Below are 17,145 nucleotides of genomic sequence, written 5' to 3' on the forward strand. Positions count from 1 at the left end.
CCCTCACTGTTCCTGCGGCATCGGGTTCGGCGAGGCCGCCGGCTGCACCTGATTGTTGATCACCAGCGGAGTGCCGTTCTTGAGCTTGAGCTGGCCACTGGTGACCACTTGCATGCCCGCCGTCAGACCTCGCTCGATGGCCACTTGGTCGCCTCGCGTAGCACCGGGTGTGACGAAGACCTGCTGCGCCTCGGGCAGCACCTTGCCCTGCGCGTTTGGCTTGGAACCCGGCTTGACGATAAAGACCGTCGCACCGTACGGATTGTAGGTGATGGCCGTTTGCGGCAAAGTCAGGTGTTGCCGCGACGAGCCGACATCGATCTTCACGTTGGCATACATGCCGGGCAACAGTCTGCCCTCACGGTTGTCTATGCTGGCTTCCACCTGCACATTGCGTGTCGCGGTATCGACCTTGGGGTTGATCGAGGTGATCTTGCCGGTAAAGACCCTGCCACTGAACGAACTGCTCTCCACCATCACCGCCAGACCTACGGCAAGCTGGCCGATCTGTTGTTGCGGCAGATAGAAATCAACATAGACAGGGTTGATGGCCTGCAAGGTCACGATCGCATCGCCGGGGTTCAAATACTGGCCGGGATTGACCGTGGTGATGCCCAGCTGTCCGGCGAACGGCGCCCGAATGGCTTTTTTCGCGACGATGGCGGCCTGTTGAGCCACCAGGGCATCCTTGCTTTTCAAGTCGGCGGCATCGGCATCGAGCTGGGCCTTGGCAATGGCCTGAATCTCATACTGGGCCTTGTCGCGCATATAGACGGTACGAGCCAGCTCTGCAGCGGCCTGCGAGGCGTGCAACTGAGCGATATCCGAATCGGCGTTAAGCTGCACCAGCAATTGACCGGCCTTGGCTGCATCCCCCGACTTGAAGCGAACCTCGCGTACCAGGCCGGCAATCTCGGTGGTCACATCGACGCCGCGCACGGCACGCAAGCTGCCTACCGCCATCAGTTGCGGCTGCCAGACCTGGTAAGAAACCGTGACCGCGCTGACAGTGGCAGGCGGTGCGGCATTGCTCGCCATGAATTTCTTCATCATCTGCGCCTTGAACGCATTGAAGCCGACCAACAACGCCAGCAGTACCCCGACACAGACCAGCATGATCACCATGCGTTTTTTCATCACGGACTCCCCATCGGCGCCTCGGGCTTACCGGCCTTTGCCTCGGGCGACTGAGGAGCAGTCCACCACCCCCCTCCGAGTGCCTGGAACAGTGCCGCCGTATCGGCATAACGTGCCGCCTGTGCCTGCACTAGATTGACGGTGCTCTGTTGGTATTGGCGCTGCGCATCGAGTAGTGCGAGATAGCTCAGTGCACCAAGACGGTATTGCTGTTGACTGAGCGCCAGCGTATCCCGCGCAGACAACCATGCATCCGATTGCGCAGTCAGTGCATGGGCATCGGCATCGAGCGCGCGCAAGGTATCGGCCACGTTCTGGAAAGCCAGCAACACGGTCTCGCGGTACTGGGCCGCAGCCTGGTCATACGCGGCCACGGCAGCCCGTTTCTGCGCACTCAACTGACCGCCGTGAAAAAGCGGTTGCAACAGGTTGGTGCCGAGACTCCAGATCGAGCTGGCCGGCTTGAACACACCAGCAGGTGTCAACGCCTCGCCGCCGTAACTACCTGTCAGCGTCAATTGCGGGTACATGGCGGCAGTGGCCACGCCGACCTTGGCGCTGGCTTGGTGCAACAATGCATCGGCCGCCAGGATATCGGGACGCTGCCGCACCAGCGTGGATGGCAGGCTAACCGGCAACGTTCGCGGCAGCGAAAAGTCCGACAGCTTGAATTGCGGCAAGGACGCATCGCTGGGCGGCTTACCCGCCAACACAGCCATCTGGTGACGCACCTGGTCCAGCGATTGGCGCAATGCCGGCAGACTGGCCCGCGTCTGAGCCAGTAGCGAGCGTTGTGCCAGCACCGCAGGGCGACTCGCGCCGCCTAGCTCGAACTGACGCATTACCAGATCCAACTGGGCTTGCTGGTAGCTGGCGACCTGTTCGGTGGCTTCGATCTGGGCACGCAGCGATGCCTCCCTGACACTTGCGGTGACAAGATTGGCCGTCAGCGCCAAGTAAACCGCCTCCAATTGGAAGCGCTGATAGTCAACCTGGGCGCGCAGCGCCTCAAGTTCACGTCGGGCTCCGCCGAACAGGTCGAACGAGTACGAAACGCTGACGGAAGCGTTGTAGAGAGTGAGCGGGCTCAAATCCTCCTGCCCGAAGGCAAGCCCCGCGGCTTTCGAGCGGCTCACCCCGAGGTTGGCATCAACATGGGGATAGAGCGCATTGCCCACCTCGGCATTGACGTCCTCTTTAGCCTGTCGCAACGCCGCCCATGCAGCAGCAAGGTTGGGACTATTGGCCAGTGCGTCGCGCATCAGCGCGTTGAGAGGGGCGCAATGAAAGAGCGACCACCATTCGCCGGGAATATCCTGACCCAGGACAAAATGCTGGGCCGCGCCCGCGTCGCCCGGTGAGACAGCGGTTTCACTTGGCATGGGCGCGGAAGTAAAACGGTCGCCGGCCGGCGGTGCAGGTGGGTGGTAATCCGGGCCGACGGCACAGCCCGTCAGCATCGAGACGATGAGCATCAGGGCAGTGAGGTTTATCACACCCGGCGATCGTGGCCAGCATGCTCTGAGAATGACATGCCGCAAGTCGTCGACCATTGTCCGCCTCCTCGTCACACGCGTGGTTGAGGTCGGTTACCGTGTCGTTACGCCATCCAGTAATGCCTACGCATGGCATGATGAGTGAGCGATCTCATCAGGCATCCATGCGTATGTGAAGCCTATTCCAATTTCGCGGGACTGACCAATGACCCTGTTGTGCGCAGAGACGGCCCCCTAGGCACTGGGCACAACATCACCAAGGGTGGAGCGAAGCCAGTACCACCCTATAACGGCGACACCATCAGGGACTCACGCATGACTTGAGCAGCACGAGCTGAGAATCTATTTGACTCGTAGGGCAATGATTGCAGCCTTCAAAGACATCAAAGACCGCCACCCGCTCTACTGGCGGGACTGGGCGTCTCTGGAGCTGGGACATGACAGACGATCTGCAGTTGATGGACAACTTCATGGGCTTAGGAAATGACAACTGCCAGCGGCGAACGATCTGCTGGCTGCACTGTCCGGCGGGCGCTGGGCACACAGGTCAATTCCTTTCACCGCCAAGGAACCCAGCATCACGTAGCAACACCGGCAATCGTAGAGCCTCGCACCACCAATCGACCAGACAAAACTATCTTGCGAGGAAGCAGCTCCGGGCTCTCTAAGCGCGCCATCAGCATTGCCATGGCTGTTCTTCCAATCTCATAGACCGGCTGCTCCAGCACCGTCATCCCCGACCCAATGATGTCAGTCCAGTCATCGTTGTCAAAACCAGCGAGCAATAGGTCTCGAGGGACTTCAATTTTGGCCTGCCGAGCAGCCTTCAGCGCCCCCATCAGCAACAACCCATTGCTTGCAATAAGCGCCTCCGGCCTGTCAGGCTCAACAAGCCATTGTCGTATTGCACTTTCAGCGGCATCGAGACTTGGAGCGATGAAGCGGGCTGGAGCCGGCAATCCCCGCCTTTCAAGAGCCGCAACAAAACCGGCATGACGCTCTACCCCTGTGGTACTCGTGTTGCCGAATACACCACCGATATGCCGACACCCCTGAGATAGCAAATGCTCAACCAAAATTTCCGATGCTTGGGCGTTGTCCAGGACTACAGCATCATTGCGACCGGGAGGGCCGGCTCGGTCAATAAGGACAACGGGAAAGCCTAGCTTGTTCGAGTCCAGTGTCTCAGCCGTCTCCCTTGTAGGAGCAAAGATCAAACCCGTGACCCTCTCCTCCTGCATCAGGCTCAGATACATAGCCTCCTTGCCAGCGTCCTCATCCGTATTGCACAGAATCACCCGCATCCCTGCTTTATAAGCCGCATCCTCCACTGCGCGACTGACCGCAGTGAAGAAGGGGTTGCGGATATCTGACACGACCAGGCCAATGGTTTGCGAGTGCTGCGAGCGTAGCCGTCGGGCCGCCAGGTTGGGGCGATAACCCGTTGCTTTAATCGCAGCCTCAACCTTCTTCCTTACCTCCGCACTGACCGGCCCATTCCCGAGCACTCTCGATACAGTTGACGGGGATACCCCTGCAACTCTGGCCACATCCTTAATTTGAATCGTCATCCTGCAATCGTTCCCATACTTCCACATCACAATCGTGTACTACACACAGCAAGGTTACAAGCATTTTTCCCATCCCTTCTACTACCCTTCAATCACCATTGATCCGATGGTTTGTTGACATTCGTTGTGGTATCGATTTCAATGGAATTGCAAGCAAGCATCAGTATGCCGTGCAAAACACAAGCAAAGGCCAAGCTGACAAAGAAGAAATCGATACCAATCGAGGAGACCGCCGCACCATGACCCAAGACCTGATCCGCCCCGAACTGATCCGCCTGCAAAGCCGTGCAGCAGACAAGGACAGCGCGATCCGTGAAGCCGGCGAATTGCTCGTCGCCGCCGGCTGTATCGAGCCCGGCTATGTCGACAGCCTGCTGCGGCGCGAGTCGCTCGCGAATACCTTCCTCGGACACGGCGTGGCGATCCCGCACGGCATGGCGGCCGACCGCCACCTGATCCACCAGACCGGCATTGCCGTGGTACAGATTCCCGCCGGTTTGGAGTGGAACCCGGGGCAGGAGACCCGGCTGGTGTTCGCGATCGCCGCGCAGTCGGACGAGCACATCGTGCTGCTGCGCCGTCTGACTCGACTACTGCAGGACGAGGTGAGGCTCACCAGCCTGTTCGCGACCGACCACGCTGGCGAACTGATCGCCGCGCTAACCGACGGCGCGGCCTCTGCAGTGGTCGACGGCATGTCCCGTGACGACTACGCGGAGCGTTTCGAGTGGATGCTCGACTACCCGAACGGTCTGCACGCCCGCCCGGCTACGCAATGGGTCGAGACCGCCCGACAGTTCGCTGCGCATATCCAGCTACGCCACGGCAGCGAAACGGCCGACGCGAAGAACCTGATTTCTCTCCTGCAGCTGGGCCTCGTACATGGCGACATGCTGACCGTGTCGGCCGAAGGTGGTGACGCAACAGCGGCGCTCGCCAAGCTGCAGGATGTGATGCGCCGGCTGTCGGCGCAGGAACAGACCGAGGCGGCGCTGGCCGCGCAGAAGGCGCAGGCGCACGCCGCCCAACAGGGCTGGGTGCCGCCCGGTCAGCCACTGGCGCTCGCCGGCATCGCGGCGAGCCCGGGCCTGACGATCGGCCGCGTGCATGTGCTGAGTCAGGGCGAGGTCAACGTATCCGACCATCCACAGACACTCAGTGAGGGCGGCGACCGCCTCGACGCGGCACTGGCTGCGACCCGCGCCGAACTGAGGACGTTGGCTGACGACACCGCACGACGGCTCAGCAAAACCGAGGCGGCGATCTTTAAGGCTCATGCGGAACTGCTCAACGACACCGACCTACTGACTTTGACCTGCCAGTTGATGGTCGAGGGGCACGGTGTAGCCTGGTCGTGGCACCAAGCGGTGGGTCGTCTCGCCGACCGGCTGGCGGCGCTGGGCAACCCGCTCCTGGCGGCCCGTGCCGCCGACCTGCGCGATGTTGGCCGGCGCGTACTCGGCCAGATAGAGCCAACATTGCGCTTCACTTCGCTGAACGAACTGCCAAGTGACAACTGCATTCTGATCGCGACCGACCTGTCCCCGTCCGACACCGCCGCGCTCGACACCTCGAAAGTCATCGGCCTGGCCACCGCACAGGGCGGGCCGACCTCGCACACCGCCATTCTGGCCCGCACGCTGGGCCTGCCGGCGATGGTAGCCGGCGGGGCCGCATTGCTCGACATCGCCGACGGTACTCCGGCCATCCTGGATGGCCAGACCGGACGGCTGTACCTCAACCCGTCCGAGGCCGACATCGGCGCGGCGCGCGACTGGGTAGCGACGCAGAACCACCGCAAGGAGCGTGAGGCGGCTGAGCGCGCGCTGCCGGCGCAGACCCGCGACGGCCACGTGATCGAGATCGCCGCCAACGTCAACCGCCCGGACCAGGTAGCAGCCGCGCTTGCCGACGGCGCCGAGGGCGTCGGGCTGATGCGCACCGAGTTCTTGTTCCTCGAGCGCGACCACGCGCCGGATGAGGAGGAGCAGTTCGAGGTTTACCAAGGCATGCTAGAGGCGTTGGGCGGCCGACCGCTAATCGTGCGCACGCTCGACATCGGCGGCGACAAACAGGTGCCGCACCTGAACCTGCCGCATGAGGAGAACCCCTTCCTCGGTGTGCGTGGCGCGCGGCTGCTCTTGCGCCGTCCAGACCTGTTGGAGCCGCAGTTGCGCGCGCTGTACCGCGCGGCCAAATCGGGCCACCCGCTGTCGATCATGTTCCCGATGATCACCTCTCTGAAGGAGGTGATCACACTGCGCGCGATCTGTGAACGGATCCGTGCCGAGCTCGATGCGCCGTCGGTGGCGCTGGGCATCATGGTCGAGGTGCCGGCGGTCGCAGCGCTGGCCGACAGGCTGGCCGAACATGTTGACTTCTTCTCGATCGGCACCAACGACCTGACCCAATACGTGCTGGCAATCGACCGCCAGCACCCGGAACTGGCCGCCGAAGCGGACAGCTTGCACCCAGCAGTGCTGCGGCTGATCCAGCAGACTGTCAACGGCGCGGCGCTGCACCAGCGCTGGGTCGGCGTGTGCGGCGGCTTGGCCGGTGACCCGTTCGGCGCTGCCTTGCTGGTGGGCCTGGGCGTGTCCGAGCTGTCGATGAGCCCGCGCGATGTCGCGGCGGTGAAGGCGCGGTTACGCTCGAGCAGCCAGAGCTCGCTCGTCGATCTGGCCGCCCGCGCACTCGACTGCGATAGCGCCGAAGCAGTGCGTGCGCTGGAAGGAGAGCTGGCATGAGCGGCCCGGTCATCACCGTCACGCTGAACCCCGCGATCGACCAGACCGTCACGCTGGACGGCCTGTATCCGGGCAGCGTCAACCTGGCGAAGTCGGTCACCAGCAACGCTGGCGGCAAGGGCGTGAACGTTGCCAGTTGCCTCGCCGACTGGGGCACGCCGGTGCTCGCGACAGGCTTGCTAGGAAAGAGCAACAGCGAGCCGTTCGAGACGCTGTTTGAAGCCAAGGGCATTCTCGACCGCTTCCTGCGCGTGCCTGGTAGTACCCGCGTCAACATCAAGATCGCCGATACCTGCCGCAACGAGACAACCGACATCAACCTGCCTGGACTCGATGTCGACGAGGAGGATCTGGACCGGCTGATGGAGCGGCTAGGCGACTTGACCGAACTCGGCCGCGACGTGGTGCTGGCCGGCAGCCTGCCGGCCGGCCTGCCGGCCGACAGCCACGCCCGCGTGATCGCGCGGCTGAACCAGTTCGGCGCAAGGGTACTGCTCGATACTAGCGGCGCACCGCTGGTCGCCGCGCTTGCCGCTCCGCGCGAGGCGCTGCCGGCGTGCATCAAGCCGAACCGTCACGAGCTGGAACAGTGGGCCGGCCGGCCACTACCGACGCTCGACGACGTCGTGTCGGCAGCGTTCGAATTGCAACAGCGTGGCATCGAAAAGGTGGCGGTCTCGCTCGGCGAGGATGGAGCGCTGTTCGTCGACGGCAAGAGTGCGCTGCTCGCCAGCTTGCCGGTGATCAACGCGGTCAGCACGGTCGGTGCCGGCGACGCACTGGTCGCCGGCCTGATCAGCGCCTGGCGTTCCGGTGCCGACGCCGAGGGCATCGCCCGACGCGCGGTGGCGTTTGCCGCGGCCAAACTCGGTCGCATCGGCCCGCACCTGCCGGACGCAACCGAGGTGATCAATCTGGGCGAAACGGTAACGATCCAGAAACTCTAAATAACAAGGCCGCCTTCCATACGAACGGCACCGACATAGCAAGGAGGAGACTCATGGCAAACCTATTGGCCGTGATCGCCGCGGGCGATCGCAACACCCAATCGATGCTGGCCGGCGAAGCGCTGCGCCAGAGTGCGGCGCGGCTCAGCCACCGCCTGGAGCTGGAAATTCACACTGCCGAAGGCGTGCAGAAACCACTACCCCCCACGAGCATCGCCGATGCCGACGCAGTGCTCCTGGTCGGCAGCGCTAAGGCCGACGAACGCTTCACCGGTCGCACCCATTTGGAGGTCACGCTCGACGCGGTGCTGCGCGATGCGGAAGCAGTGATCCGCCACGCGCTCGACGCACTGGCAGGGAGCGCGGCACCGGTTGGCAAGGCAGACGACAAAGCGCTCAGCATCGTCGCGATCACCTCATGCCCGACCGGCATCGCCCACACCTTCATGGCGGCCGAAGGACTGACCCAGGCAGCCAATGCGCTCGGGCACAGCATCCGCGTCGAGACCCAGGGCTCGGTCGGCGCGCAGGACACACTGACCGCCGACGAGATCGCCAGCGCCGACCTGGTGGTGATCGCTGCCGACACCCAGGTGGATCTGACGCGCTTCGTCGGCAAACGGCTCTACAAGAGCGGCACCAAGGCGGCGATCAACGATGGTGAGGGCCTGCTGCACCGCGCAGCCGCCGAGGCTCAGCCACATGCGACCGCTTCGACCGATGTCAAGGCCGCTTCCGAACCCGCCGAATCGAGCAGCAAGCGTACTGGGCCATACCAGCACCTGATGACCGGCGTGTCGTTCATGCTGCCCTTCGTCACTGCCGGCGGCATCCTGATCGCACTGGCATTTGCGCTGGGCGGCATCTACGCGTTCGACGACGCACACAAGGGCACGCTCGCCTGGTCGCTGTTCCAGATCGGCGCCAAGTCGGCGTTCGCACTGATGGTGCCGATCCTGGCCGGCTACATCTCGTACTCGGTCGCCAACCGCCCCGGCATCGCGCCGGGCATGGTCGGCGGCATGCTGGCGGCGAGCCTGGGTTCGGGCTTCCTTGGCGGCATCGCCGCGGGCTTCATCGCCGGTTATGGCACCGACTGGCTGAACCGCCACATCAAGCTCGGCCGCAACCTCGACGGTCTCAAGCCGGTGCTGATCCTGCCGGTATTGGGTTCCTTGCTGGTTGGCTTGCTGATGATCTATGTGGTCGGCTCACCGGTGGCGGCGGTGCTGGCCGCATTGACCGAGTGGCTCAAGAGCATGCAGGGCAGCAGCGCGCTGGTGCTCGGCGCCTTGCTCGGTGCGATGATGGCGTTCGACATGGGTGGCCCGGTCAACAAGGCGGCGTATGCATTCAGTACCGGCCTGATCGCGAGCCAGGTCTATACCCCGATGGCCGCAACAATGGCCGCCGGGATGGTTCCGCCGCTGGGCATCGCGCTCGCGACCAAACTGTTCGCCGACCGATTCACCTTCGACGAACGCGAGGCTGGCAACGCCGCCGCGGTACTGGGCCTGTCTTTCATCAGTGAAGGCGCGATCCCATTCGCCGCACGTGACCCGTTCCGGGTGATCCCGGCATTGGTAGCCGGTGCCGCGCTGACCGGCGCGATCTCGATGGTGATTGGCGCCGAGTTGAAGGTGCCGCACGGCGGCGTGTTCGTACTGCCGATCCCGAATGCGGTCACACATCTCACCGGCTACGTCGGCGCGCTGGTGGCCGGCACGGTTCTGACGGCGCTGCTGCTGCGGGTGCTGAAGAAGCCTGCGCAGAACTGATATCCCTTTTTCCCCACGGCGCCCACAGGCGCCGTGGTTCTTTCTGAGGACTCCCATGTACGCTGCGATCGCCTCCGACCTGGACGGTACCCTGCTCGATACCAGGCACTCCATCAACCCGTTCACCGCCGATACGCTACGCGCGGCTGCGGAGCGTAACATCCACCTGATCATCGCCACCGGCCGCCACCAGCTCGACGTGTACCGACTGACTGCCGGGCTCGACCTGCCATTCCACCTGATCACATCGAATGGCGCGCGCGTGCATGCGCACGACGGCACGCTGCTTTATGCGGCCGACGTACCGGCACCGCTGGTACGCTCACTGATCCAACCCGAATTTGCGCAGGGCACGCTGCTCAGCCTCTATCTGGACAGCGGGGCACTGCGCTGCATAAACCAGGGCTACGATCATCCGCGTCGGGTGGCGGAATTAGGGGAAGTGGACGAGCACCTGTCGCGGCACCACGGCGAAGGAGTGGCTAAGATCATGTATACCGCACCGCCGGCCCGATTGACCGAAATCGAGCACGCCATCGCCGAGCGCTTTGCCGGACAAGTGTCATTGACCTATTCGCAACCCGACTATCTGGAAGTGATGGCGCTTGGTGTGAGCAAGGGGCAGGCGCTGCGCCGGCTCGCGGAGGCGCTCGGCATTGCGCTCGAAGACTGCGCGGCATTCGGGGACGGACTCAACGACTATGAAATGCTGCAGGCCGTTGGTCATCCGTACCGGATGGCCAACGCCAGCCCGCGCCTTACCGCCTTGTTGCCGGATACGGCAGAAGCCGGGTATCACGGCGACGCCGGCGTGGCGTGGCAGGTCCGGCAAGCGCTTGGCCTAACCGAACCACCGCCGGCTCGTCATCTATCAGCCGAGTAAAACGAAAACCCCTGCCTGGGGCAAGCCTGGGCGGGGATCGGAGCAGGAAAGAGAAAGTCTGCCCCCCAAAGCGACCCATCAAGAATACAGGGACCTCAGCCTAGCCTGTCGATCCGAATCACTGCCAGTCGGTCAATACCGAGGTTGGCCGGCTAGGCTGTGCAAGCGCTTCGCAAAATCCAGTGGGCCGCTCATAAGTTACATGGGCAATATGAAAACAGCCTATCGCGGCGACCTGCCCTACTACTAATAAGCCTCAGCCAAATTCATCTCCTGACACGATAATTAACCCGTGAGTCTTTGTGCGTCGCAAGCTCAATCTACAAAGATGGAGATATGACGTATGGCCATCATCGCGGCATTCATTTCTCTTGTCTTTCTCTACAGCCTAGTCTCACGACGGCTGGAGCGAACAGTGGTGACCGCCCCCATCCTCTTCACCTCGGCTGGCGCTGCGCTCATGGCAATTTCAACGGAAGCCCTGAACGAACTGGCGCTCGACCTAAAAAGCTTGCTGCTGATTGCCGAACTGGGGCTCGTCATGACACTTTTTACCGACGCATCCCGCGTTAGTCCTAATTTGTTGAAAGGCCACGCCAATCTACCCATTCGCCTGTTGAGCACGGGCATGCTTCTCACCATCCTACTTGGCACCCTGTGTGCCATGCTGGTTTTCGGAGAGCTCACTTGGCAGGAAGCGGGCATCCTGTCCTCGATTCTGGCCCCAACCGACGCGGGGCTCGGCCAGGTGATCGTGAGCAGTCCGCATGTGCCACAGCGAATCCGTCAGGCGTTGAATGTTGAGGCTGGACTAAACGACGGGCTCTCGGTGCCTTTTCTCATGTTCTTCATCGCATTGGCAGTTGCCAGCGAAGAAAGATCGGGCGGCGCAGTGCTCTCAGGCTTTCTCATCGAGCAGCTTGGTTATGGAGTGCTGATTGGGCTCGGCATCGGGATTGCGGGAGGCTGGCTGCTCGGCCTTGCAGCCAGCAAGGAGTGGATGGCAGAACCCCTTGGACAACTCGGCGTGGTAGCGCTGGCACTCGCTTGTGAGCTGGCTTCAAAAGTAAGCGGCGCAAGCATGTTCATCGCCGCATTTGTCGCAGGGCTTTCAATACAAGTGGGGTTCAGGGATGTTGCCAAACACAGCATCGAGTTTACCGAGGAGTGGGGACAACTATTTAACTTCTTCGTCTTCTTTCTCTTTGGCATGCTTGTCGCCCGGGCTTGGACGCAATTCAGTTTTGTCATCGTGGCCTATGGCGTATTGAGTCTGACGTTGGTTCGGATCATCCCGGTGGCAATTGCATTACGAGGCACTCGACTCAGCCGACCAACTGTACTGTTCATGGGCTGGTTCGGTCCGAGGGGGCTGGCTTCCATCGTTCTTGGCCTTGTCTATCTCGAAGAGGAGGCACACTTGTCCCAAGAATCAACCATCAAACTCGCCACCATGGCGACAGTGCTACTCAGCATTTTCGCTCACGGGCTTACCGCGCTCCCTGGGATCAACCGTTACGCCAAAGCCATCTCGCCATTGGACAACAGTGCGCCAGAGCATGAAGCGACAAGTCCCGACGTAGAAGAGACCAAAAGGGTTTGAGCCGCAATGCCTAATAATTGCACCTCGGCACGAGAATCGGGAATGTCCCTGGCTCTAGAGACAGTCCACTTACTGATTCACCGCCCTCGCCCATCCCGCTCTTCAAGCTCCCCATTCGGTCTCCCGAGTTGACCCAATACACTCAGGATGCTTCGGCCGCCCCCGTCAGCTATAGGCCACCCCATCCTTGCCCGACTGCTTGGCCCGATACATCGCCATGTCCGCTCGCGACAGGACCGAGTCGGGACTCTCGTCCGGCGATGAACCGAAGACGGCAATGCCAATGCTGGTGGACATGCGCACATTCTGCTGGGCGATCAGCACCGGCCGGGAAAGGTTGTCGATGACTTTGCGGGCCACCTCCCGTGCATCCGTGGAAGGATCGGCGAGCCCTTCAAGGATGATGGTGAATTCATCCCCCCCAAGGCGCGCAACACTGTCGATCTTGCGCACGGATTCCTGCAGCCGCAGAGCAAACTGCCGCAACACCTGGTCACCGGCTTCGTGGCCGAATGCATCATTGATCTGCTTGAAACCATCCATATCCATGTACAACACCGCCCCAGACTGCTGGCTACGTTGTGCTCGCAAAATGGCCTGCTGCAGGCAATCCATGAAATAGCGACGGTTGGGTAGCTCAGTCAGGGCGTCGTAGAAGGCTTGGCGCCGAAGCTTGCCTTCCAAAGCCTTTCTTTCGGAAATGTCCCGGAAGACAATGACGGCCCCCTCACTCTGCCCACCCCGGACAATCGGGCTGGCACAGACCTCTACCGGCAGCGAACGGCCGTCCTGCCGCCAGAACACCTCCTCGCCCCGATAAACCTGCTGGGTCCACAACACAGACATCATCGCGCAGGCATCGGCGGACAGCTGCGCGCTGTCCGCCCGCCGGTGGTGGAACAAGGCGTGTGCATCACTGTTCTGCAGCTCCCGCTCACTCCAACCCAGTAAGCGATGCGCCTCCGGATTAGAAAACACGATTCGACCATGCCGATCGATGACATACACCCCTTCACCCAACGCCGCAGTGATTTCGCGCACGCGGGCCTCGCTCTCGCGCAATTCGGCCGTACGCTGTTCAACCTTCAATTCCACGCGCGCCGTGTGGCCGGTCCCCAGCATCAGCAACGCACCGAGCAAGCCGGTGCCAAGGGTGCCCGCAGCCAGCACCACCCAGCTTTGCCAGCCTGAGTGACGAGCCCGATAGGCAGGACTCGGCGCGGTTTCGAGCCGGTAGTGGCGCCCTCCCAGTTCGAGCATCTGACTGAGCAACACAGGTGGCTTGGTCGCCGGAAAACTGTCATACACCGTCTGCCGAGCGCCGATGTCCACCATCCGCACGAACAATTGATCCATATTGGCCGTCAGCAGTTTCGCCATGAAACTGTTTACCTTGATGACGCTGAGCACCAACCCCTGCTGACCGCTACGGGTCGTGACGCTCTGTAGGAGCAGAAAGCCGGACTGCTCGCCTACTCCCCCCTGGACCAACCGCACCGGCGCTGACGCCAAGATGCTGCCCTTTCGCTCCGTTTCGACAATGGCGGTGCGGCGCGACAGTGAAGAAGCCAGGTCGAACCCAGCAGCCTGTCGGTTACCCGTCAAAGGCTCCAGGTAGCTGACTGGATAGTAATAGTCACGCTCTCCAGCTCGCTGCAGGCCACCCTGTGCATCGCGCTCACGGATCTGGTAGCCGGGAATGCGCCGACGCTGCGCGGTCTCGAAAGCGTTACGCTCCGCCGCAGTGATACGTGGCGCCCACTCGATCGCCTGGACCATTGGAAAACGCTGCAGGGCTTTCCGGGTGAAATGGTAGAAAGTGTCGGGAGAAACATCGTCTTCATTCGCGAACAGACGCTCAATCTGTTCTAGCAGCGCCTCCTGTTCGTCCAGTCGAGACTGGACATTGTCCGCGAGCCGTTGGGACTGCAGCCTGAATTCGACCAGGGAGTCGTTATGCTCCCATCGGCTGATATTGACGTACAGCACCACCAGTAGCGAGAACGCCAGGGCCATCGGCATAGCCAGGGTGATGGCGCGCCGGCGCCACAGGGCCCGCGGCTCGCCAGCCACCACCAGCGTCAGGGGAAGGATAACGAGCACTCCGAGCGTGTCGCCGACCCACCATATGAGCCAGTGCATGCCAAACCGGGGCGGCGCAATGATGCCAAGAGCGGTTAGGCTGGCGACCGACAGCGTGGCGCTGATCAAGCAGATAAACGGCGACAACAGCTGGAAGCGCGCAACATCGCGAATATTGTCGAACGCCGCCGGATAGGTAATGGCTTTGCGCAGGGCCCATCCCCCCGCGGCGGCCTGGACAGTGGACGACAGTGCGATCAACAGGGCGGCCAGCAGACCAGTGACATCGTGATGCCCCCCTTCGGCGTAGCTGACCCAAAGATTGAGCAGCGTCGAACCGAGGAACACCCCCGGGTAGGCCCGCCATCCTATGATGAATGCCGCACCGACTGCAACGCCAGCAGGCGGAAAGATCGCCGAGGCATAGCCGGGAGAGATCGCCAGCAACAGGCACAACTTGCCCGTTCCGGCATAAGCGACAATGAGCACTAATGTGACCAACCACATCGGCCACACCGAACTGGCGCCGAACGCTTGCCTTGCTGGCAAAGTGAAACGGTCGATGACCCGCTCTGCTAATGACTGCATCTGGCTTAATCTAGGCTCGAATCAAAATGACGGATGGGAGCGCAATGTGCAGTTACGGAAGCAGTTTGTCAAAAACGACTGTTCGCTTCGTGCCTCCACACTGGAATGATCAAGCCAAGCCTAACACAGCACCCACGCCGCATGACATAGTCCTGCCCACCTTTATGACACAGCGCAAGTAACCGACGTAAGAGCCTGTCCATGCGGACGACAGCGGCGGAGTGAAATCGTCAAAAAGGAGCCACGGCGCAACAACCGTGTGCAGTCATCACCGTGAGTGGAGTCCGTTGGTCAAGGGCTTCAGGATGCTGGAGAGTAAGGCGGTGGTTTCCTTCGGTTTTTCCACCGGCAGGTTATGGCCGGCCCCCGGCACCACTCGTACGGGCGCTCCGATCGCCTCTCCCAACCGCAGGCCAATCGGCAATGGGAAAATCTGGTCGTGATCGCCCCAGATCAGCTCGGTACGCGGCCAACTGGCACCGCTCATCCGCGCCTGGTAATACTCACGTCCGTCGATCAGATCACGCATCAAGAGGCGCAACGCATCTTCGCGCCCAACGTAATACTGATTGCGCATCTCCTCTAGCACCGACGTCGGTATGGGAATTGGTGGCTGTTCGGCTAACGTCATGCGTAGCAAGCGGGCGATATCGGTCGGCTGCTCGGGGATGAACAGCGCTTCGGCGGAGCTAACGCTGGCGCGGGCCAGCAGACTGTCGAGGTCGGACTGTCGATAGACGGTGCCTGGCGAATTGATGATCACCATCGAACTGACCCGTTGCGCCAGGCGATGCGCCAGCTCCATGGCAACGAAACCACCGTACGACACACCCACCAGCGCTACGCTGCCGATATCGAGATGGTCGATCAAACTCTCCATCGCATCGGTCTGCGCCGACAGTGTCGGCGCACGCTGCGACTGGCTCTCGCCGAACCAGAGCAGATCGGGCACGATCACCCTGTGTGTCTTGGCCAGCCTGGTCATTTGCGCGCGCCAGCTGACCACGCCGTTGGCACCGAAGCCATGGATCAACAGCACCGCAGGGCCGCGCCCAGCCTGACGGTAACTGAGCTGGCCATCCGGCAATTCCAACGTCTTCGACGCAAAACCGGCAGCCCGCACCAGCAGCTCGGTCCACCAGGTGTACGCTGTAACCGGGGCAAAAGCCGCCGCCCCCCCACCGGCCACCAGAGCGGTCGCGACCAGGGCGCTGACATATTTGACCGTGGTTTTCATTGACCGCCCCCTCCGCATTGCAATCAGGCTAACTCAATCTTAGCGGGGTTTCATCGGGGCCGACAGCAGCGTGAAAAGCATAACGGCCCGCAATGGGGCCGTCGCTCTAGAGGGAATGTAATGTTGTTTAGAAGCGTTCGTTCGGCTTCAGGTAGCGCCACTTGCCTTGCGGCAAGTCGCCCAGCATCACCTTGCCGATACGGACGCGCTTGAGACCCACCACTTTCAGGCCGACCAATTCGCACATGCGGCGGATCTGGCGCTTCTTGCCCTCGCGCAGGATAAAGCGCAGCTGATCTTCGTTCTGCCACCATACCTTTGCCGGCAACAGCGGTTGACCATCAAGCTCCAGACCGTGATTGAGCAGCTTCAATCCAGCGTCGCTCAGGCTGCCACTCACCCGCACCAGATACTCCTTTTCCACCTCTGAGTTCTCGCCGATGATGGTCTTGGCGACGCGGCCATCCTGAGTCAGCACCAACAGGCCCACCGAGTCGATATCGAGCCGCCCGGCCGGCGCCAACCCCTTCAGGTGCTCGGGCGAAAAGCGGGTTCGGCTATCATCGCCTCGCCATTGATTCTGCGGTGTAACCAACACCGCTGCAGGCTGATAGCCCTTTTCCGCCTGGCCAGAGACATAGCCGACCGGCTTGTTGATCAGGATGGTAACCCGTTCGGACTGACTGCGTTTTGCACGGCTGTCCAGTTCGATGCGCTGCCCCGGCACCACCTTCTGCCCGAGCACCGCCACTTGGCCGTCTACAGTAACCCAGCCCTTCTCGATGTACGCGTCCGCTTCACGGCGCGAACACAGGCCGAGCTCGGCAAGGCGTTTAGACAGGCGGACTGGTTCCATACTGCGGTGCTCCCAAATGGCAAGGGGCGGCACAAGCCGCCCCAGGCTGCAATGTTTCTTGAATCAGGCGAGGCAGCAACCGACTAGCAGCGCCTCTTCTCGCCATTTTAACGCAAGCCACGTCGTTGCGTCGCGCCGGGAGCAGACAAAAAAAGACGGCTAGCCGGAGGAGCTAGCCGCGAATTAGATCGAGAGGATGCCAAACAGTCGAGATCGCACC

General features: G+C 61.8%; 11 protein-coding genes. 5 read left to right on the forward strand and 6 right to left on the reverse strand.

Annotation, left to right across the window (positions count from 1 at the left end; all coding sequences use genetic code 11):
- Positions 1–3: 3 nt before the first annotated feature.
- The 3 genes from QU481_RS01815 to QU481_RS01825 all read right to left on the reverse strand — a co-directional run bounded on the left by QU481_RS01815 (position 4) and on the right by QU481_RS01825 (position 4,204).
- On the reverse strand, positions 4–1,137 hold the full coding sequence (locus tag QU481_RS01815; protein ID WP_289828159.1) for an efflux RND transporter periplasmic adaptor subunit: 1,134 nt from the start codon (positions 1,135–1,137) through the stop codon (positions 4–6).
- Positions 1,137–2,690, reverse strand: a complete 1,554-nt coding sequence (locus QU481_RS01820) for an efflux transporter outer membrane subunit (protein ID WP_289828160.1) — start codon at positions 2,688–2,690, stop codon at positions 1,137–1,139. The genes QU481_RS01815 and QU481_RS01820 overlap by 1 nt, the downstream gene beginning before the upstream one ends.
- A 521-nt stretch (positions 2,691–3,211) precedes the next feature.
- Positions 3,212–4,204 (reverse strand): LacI family DNA-binding transcriptional regulator, encoded by a 993-nt coding sequence (locus tag QU481_RS01825; protein WP_289828161.1) that lies wholly within the window; start codon positions 4,202–4,204, stop codon positions 3,212–3,214.
- Between the two features lie 239 nt (positions 4,205–4,443).
- Between QU481_RS01825 and ptsP the strand changes: the two genes are divergently transcribed.
- From ptsP to QU481_RS01850, 5 genes are all read left to right on the forward strand, one after another.
- On the forward strand, positions 4,444–6,951 hold the full coding sequence (gene ptsP / locus QU481_RS01830) for a phosphoenolpyruvate--protein phosphotransferase (protein ID WP_289828162.1): 2,508 nt from the start codon (positions 4,444–4,446) through the stop codon (positions 6,949–6,951).
- Entirely contained in the window at positions 6,948–7,898 is a 951-nt protein-coding gene (gene pfkB / locus QU481_RS01835) for a 1-phosphofructokinase (RefSeq protein ID WP_289828163.1), read from the forward strand. The genes ptsP and pfkB overlap by 4 nt, the downstream gene beginning before the upstream one ends.
- Before the next feature lie 53 nt (positions 7,899–7,951).
- Positions 7,952–9,676, forward strand: coding sequence for a PTS fructose transporter subunit IIBC (locus QU481_RS01840; RefSeq protein ID WP_289828164.1), 1,725 nt, complete (start codon positions 7,952–7,954; stop codon positions 9,674–9,676).
- A gap of 55 nt (positions 9,677–9,731) precedes the next feature.
- Entirely contained in the window at positions 9,732–10,559 is an 828-nt protein-coding gene (locus QU481_RS01845) for an HAD family hydrolase (protein ID WP_289828165.1), read from the forward strand.
- A 343-nt stretch (positions 10,560–10,902) separates the two neighbouring features.
- A complete protein-coding gene (locus QU481_RS01850; protein WP_289828166.1) occupies positions 10,903–12,162 on the forward strand; it encodes a cation:proton antiporter domain-containing protein in 1,260 nt (419 codons plus the stop codon).
- 165 nt (positions 12,163–12,327) lie between these two features.
- Here QU481_RS01850 and QU481_RS01855 read toward each other — a convergent pair whose 3' ends face one another.
- The 3 genes from QU481_RS01855 to QU481_RS01865 form a co-directional block, all read right to left on the reverse strand.
- Positions 12,328–14,832: a diguanylate cyclase domain-containing protein gene (locus QU481_RS01855; RefSeq protein ID WP_289828167.1), complete on the reverse strand. Its 2,505-nt coding sequence runs from the start codon at positions 14,830–14,832 to the stop codon at positions 12,328–12,330.
- A 268-nt stretch (positions 14,833–15,100) separates the two neighbouring features.
- Positions 15,101–16,069 carry an alpha/beta fold hydrolase gene (locus tag QU481_RS01860; protein ID WP_289828168.1) on the reverse strand — a complete coding sequence of 323 codons (969 nt, stop codon included), beginning with the start codon at positions 16,067–16,069 and terminating at the stop codon, positions 15,101–15,103.
- A 127-nt stretch (positions 16,070–16,196) separates the two neighbouring features.
- On the reverse strand, positions 16,197–16,925 hold the full coding sequence (locus tag QU481_RS01865; RefSeq protein WP_289828169.1) for a pseudouridine synthase: 729 nt from the start codon (positions 16,923–16,925) through the stop codon (positions 16,197–16,199).
- Positions 16,926–17,145 lie beyond the last annotated feature (220 nt).

Origin of the sequence: Crenobacter oryzisoli, from assembly GCF_030385785.1 — a bacterium.
GTDB classification, from domain to species: Bacteria; Pseudomonadota; Gammaproteobacteria; order Burkholderiales; family Chromobacteriaceae; genus Crenobacter_A; species Crenobacter_A oryzisoli.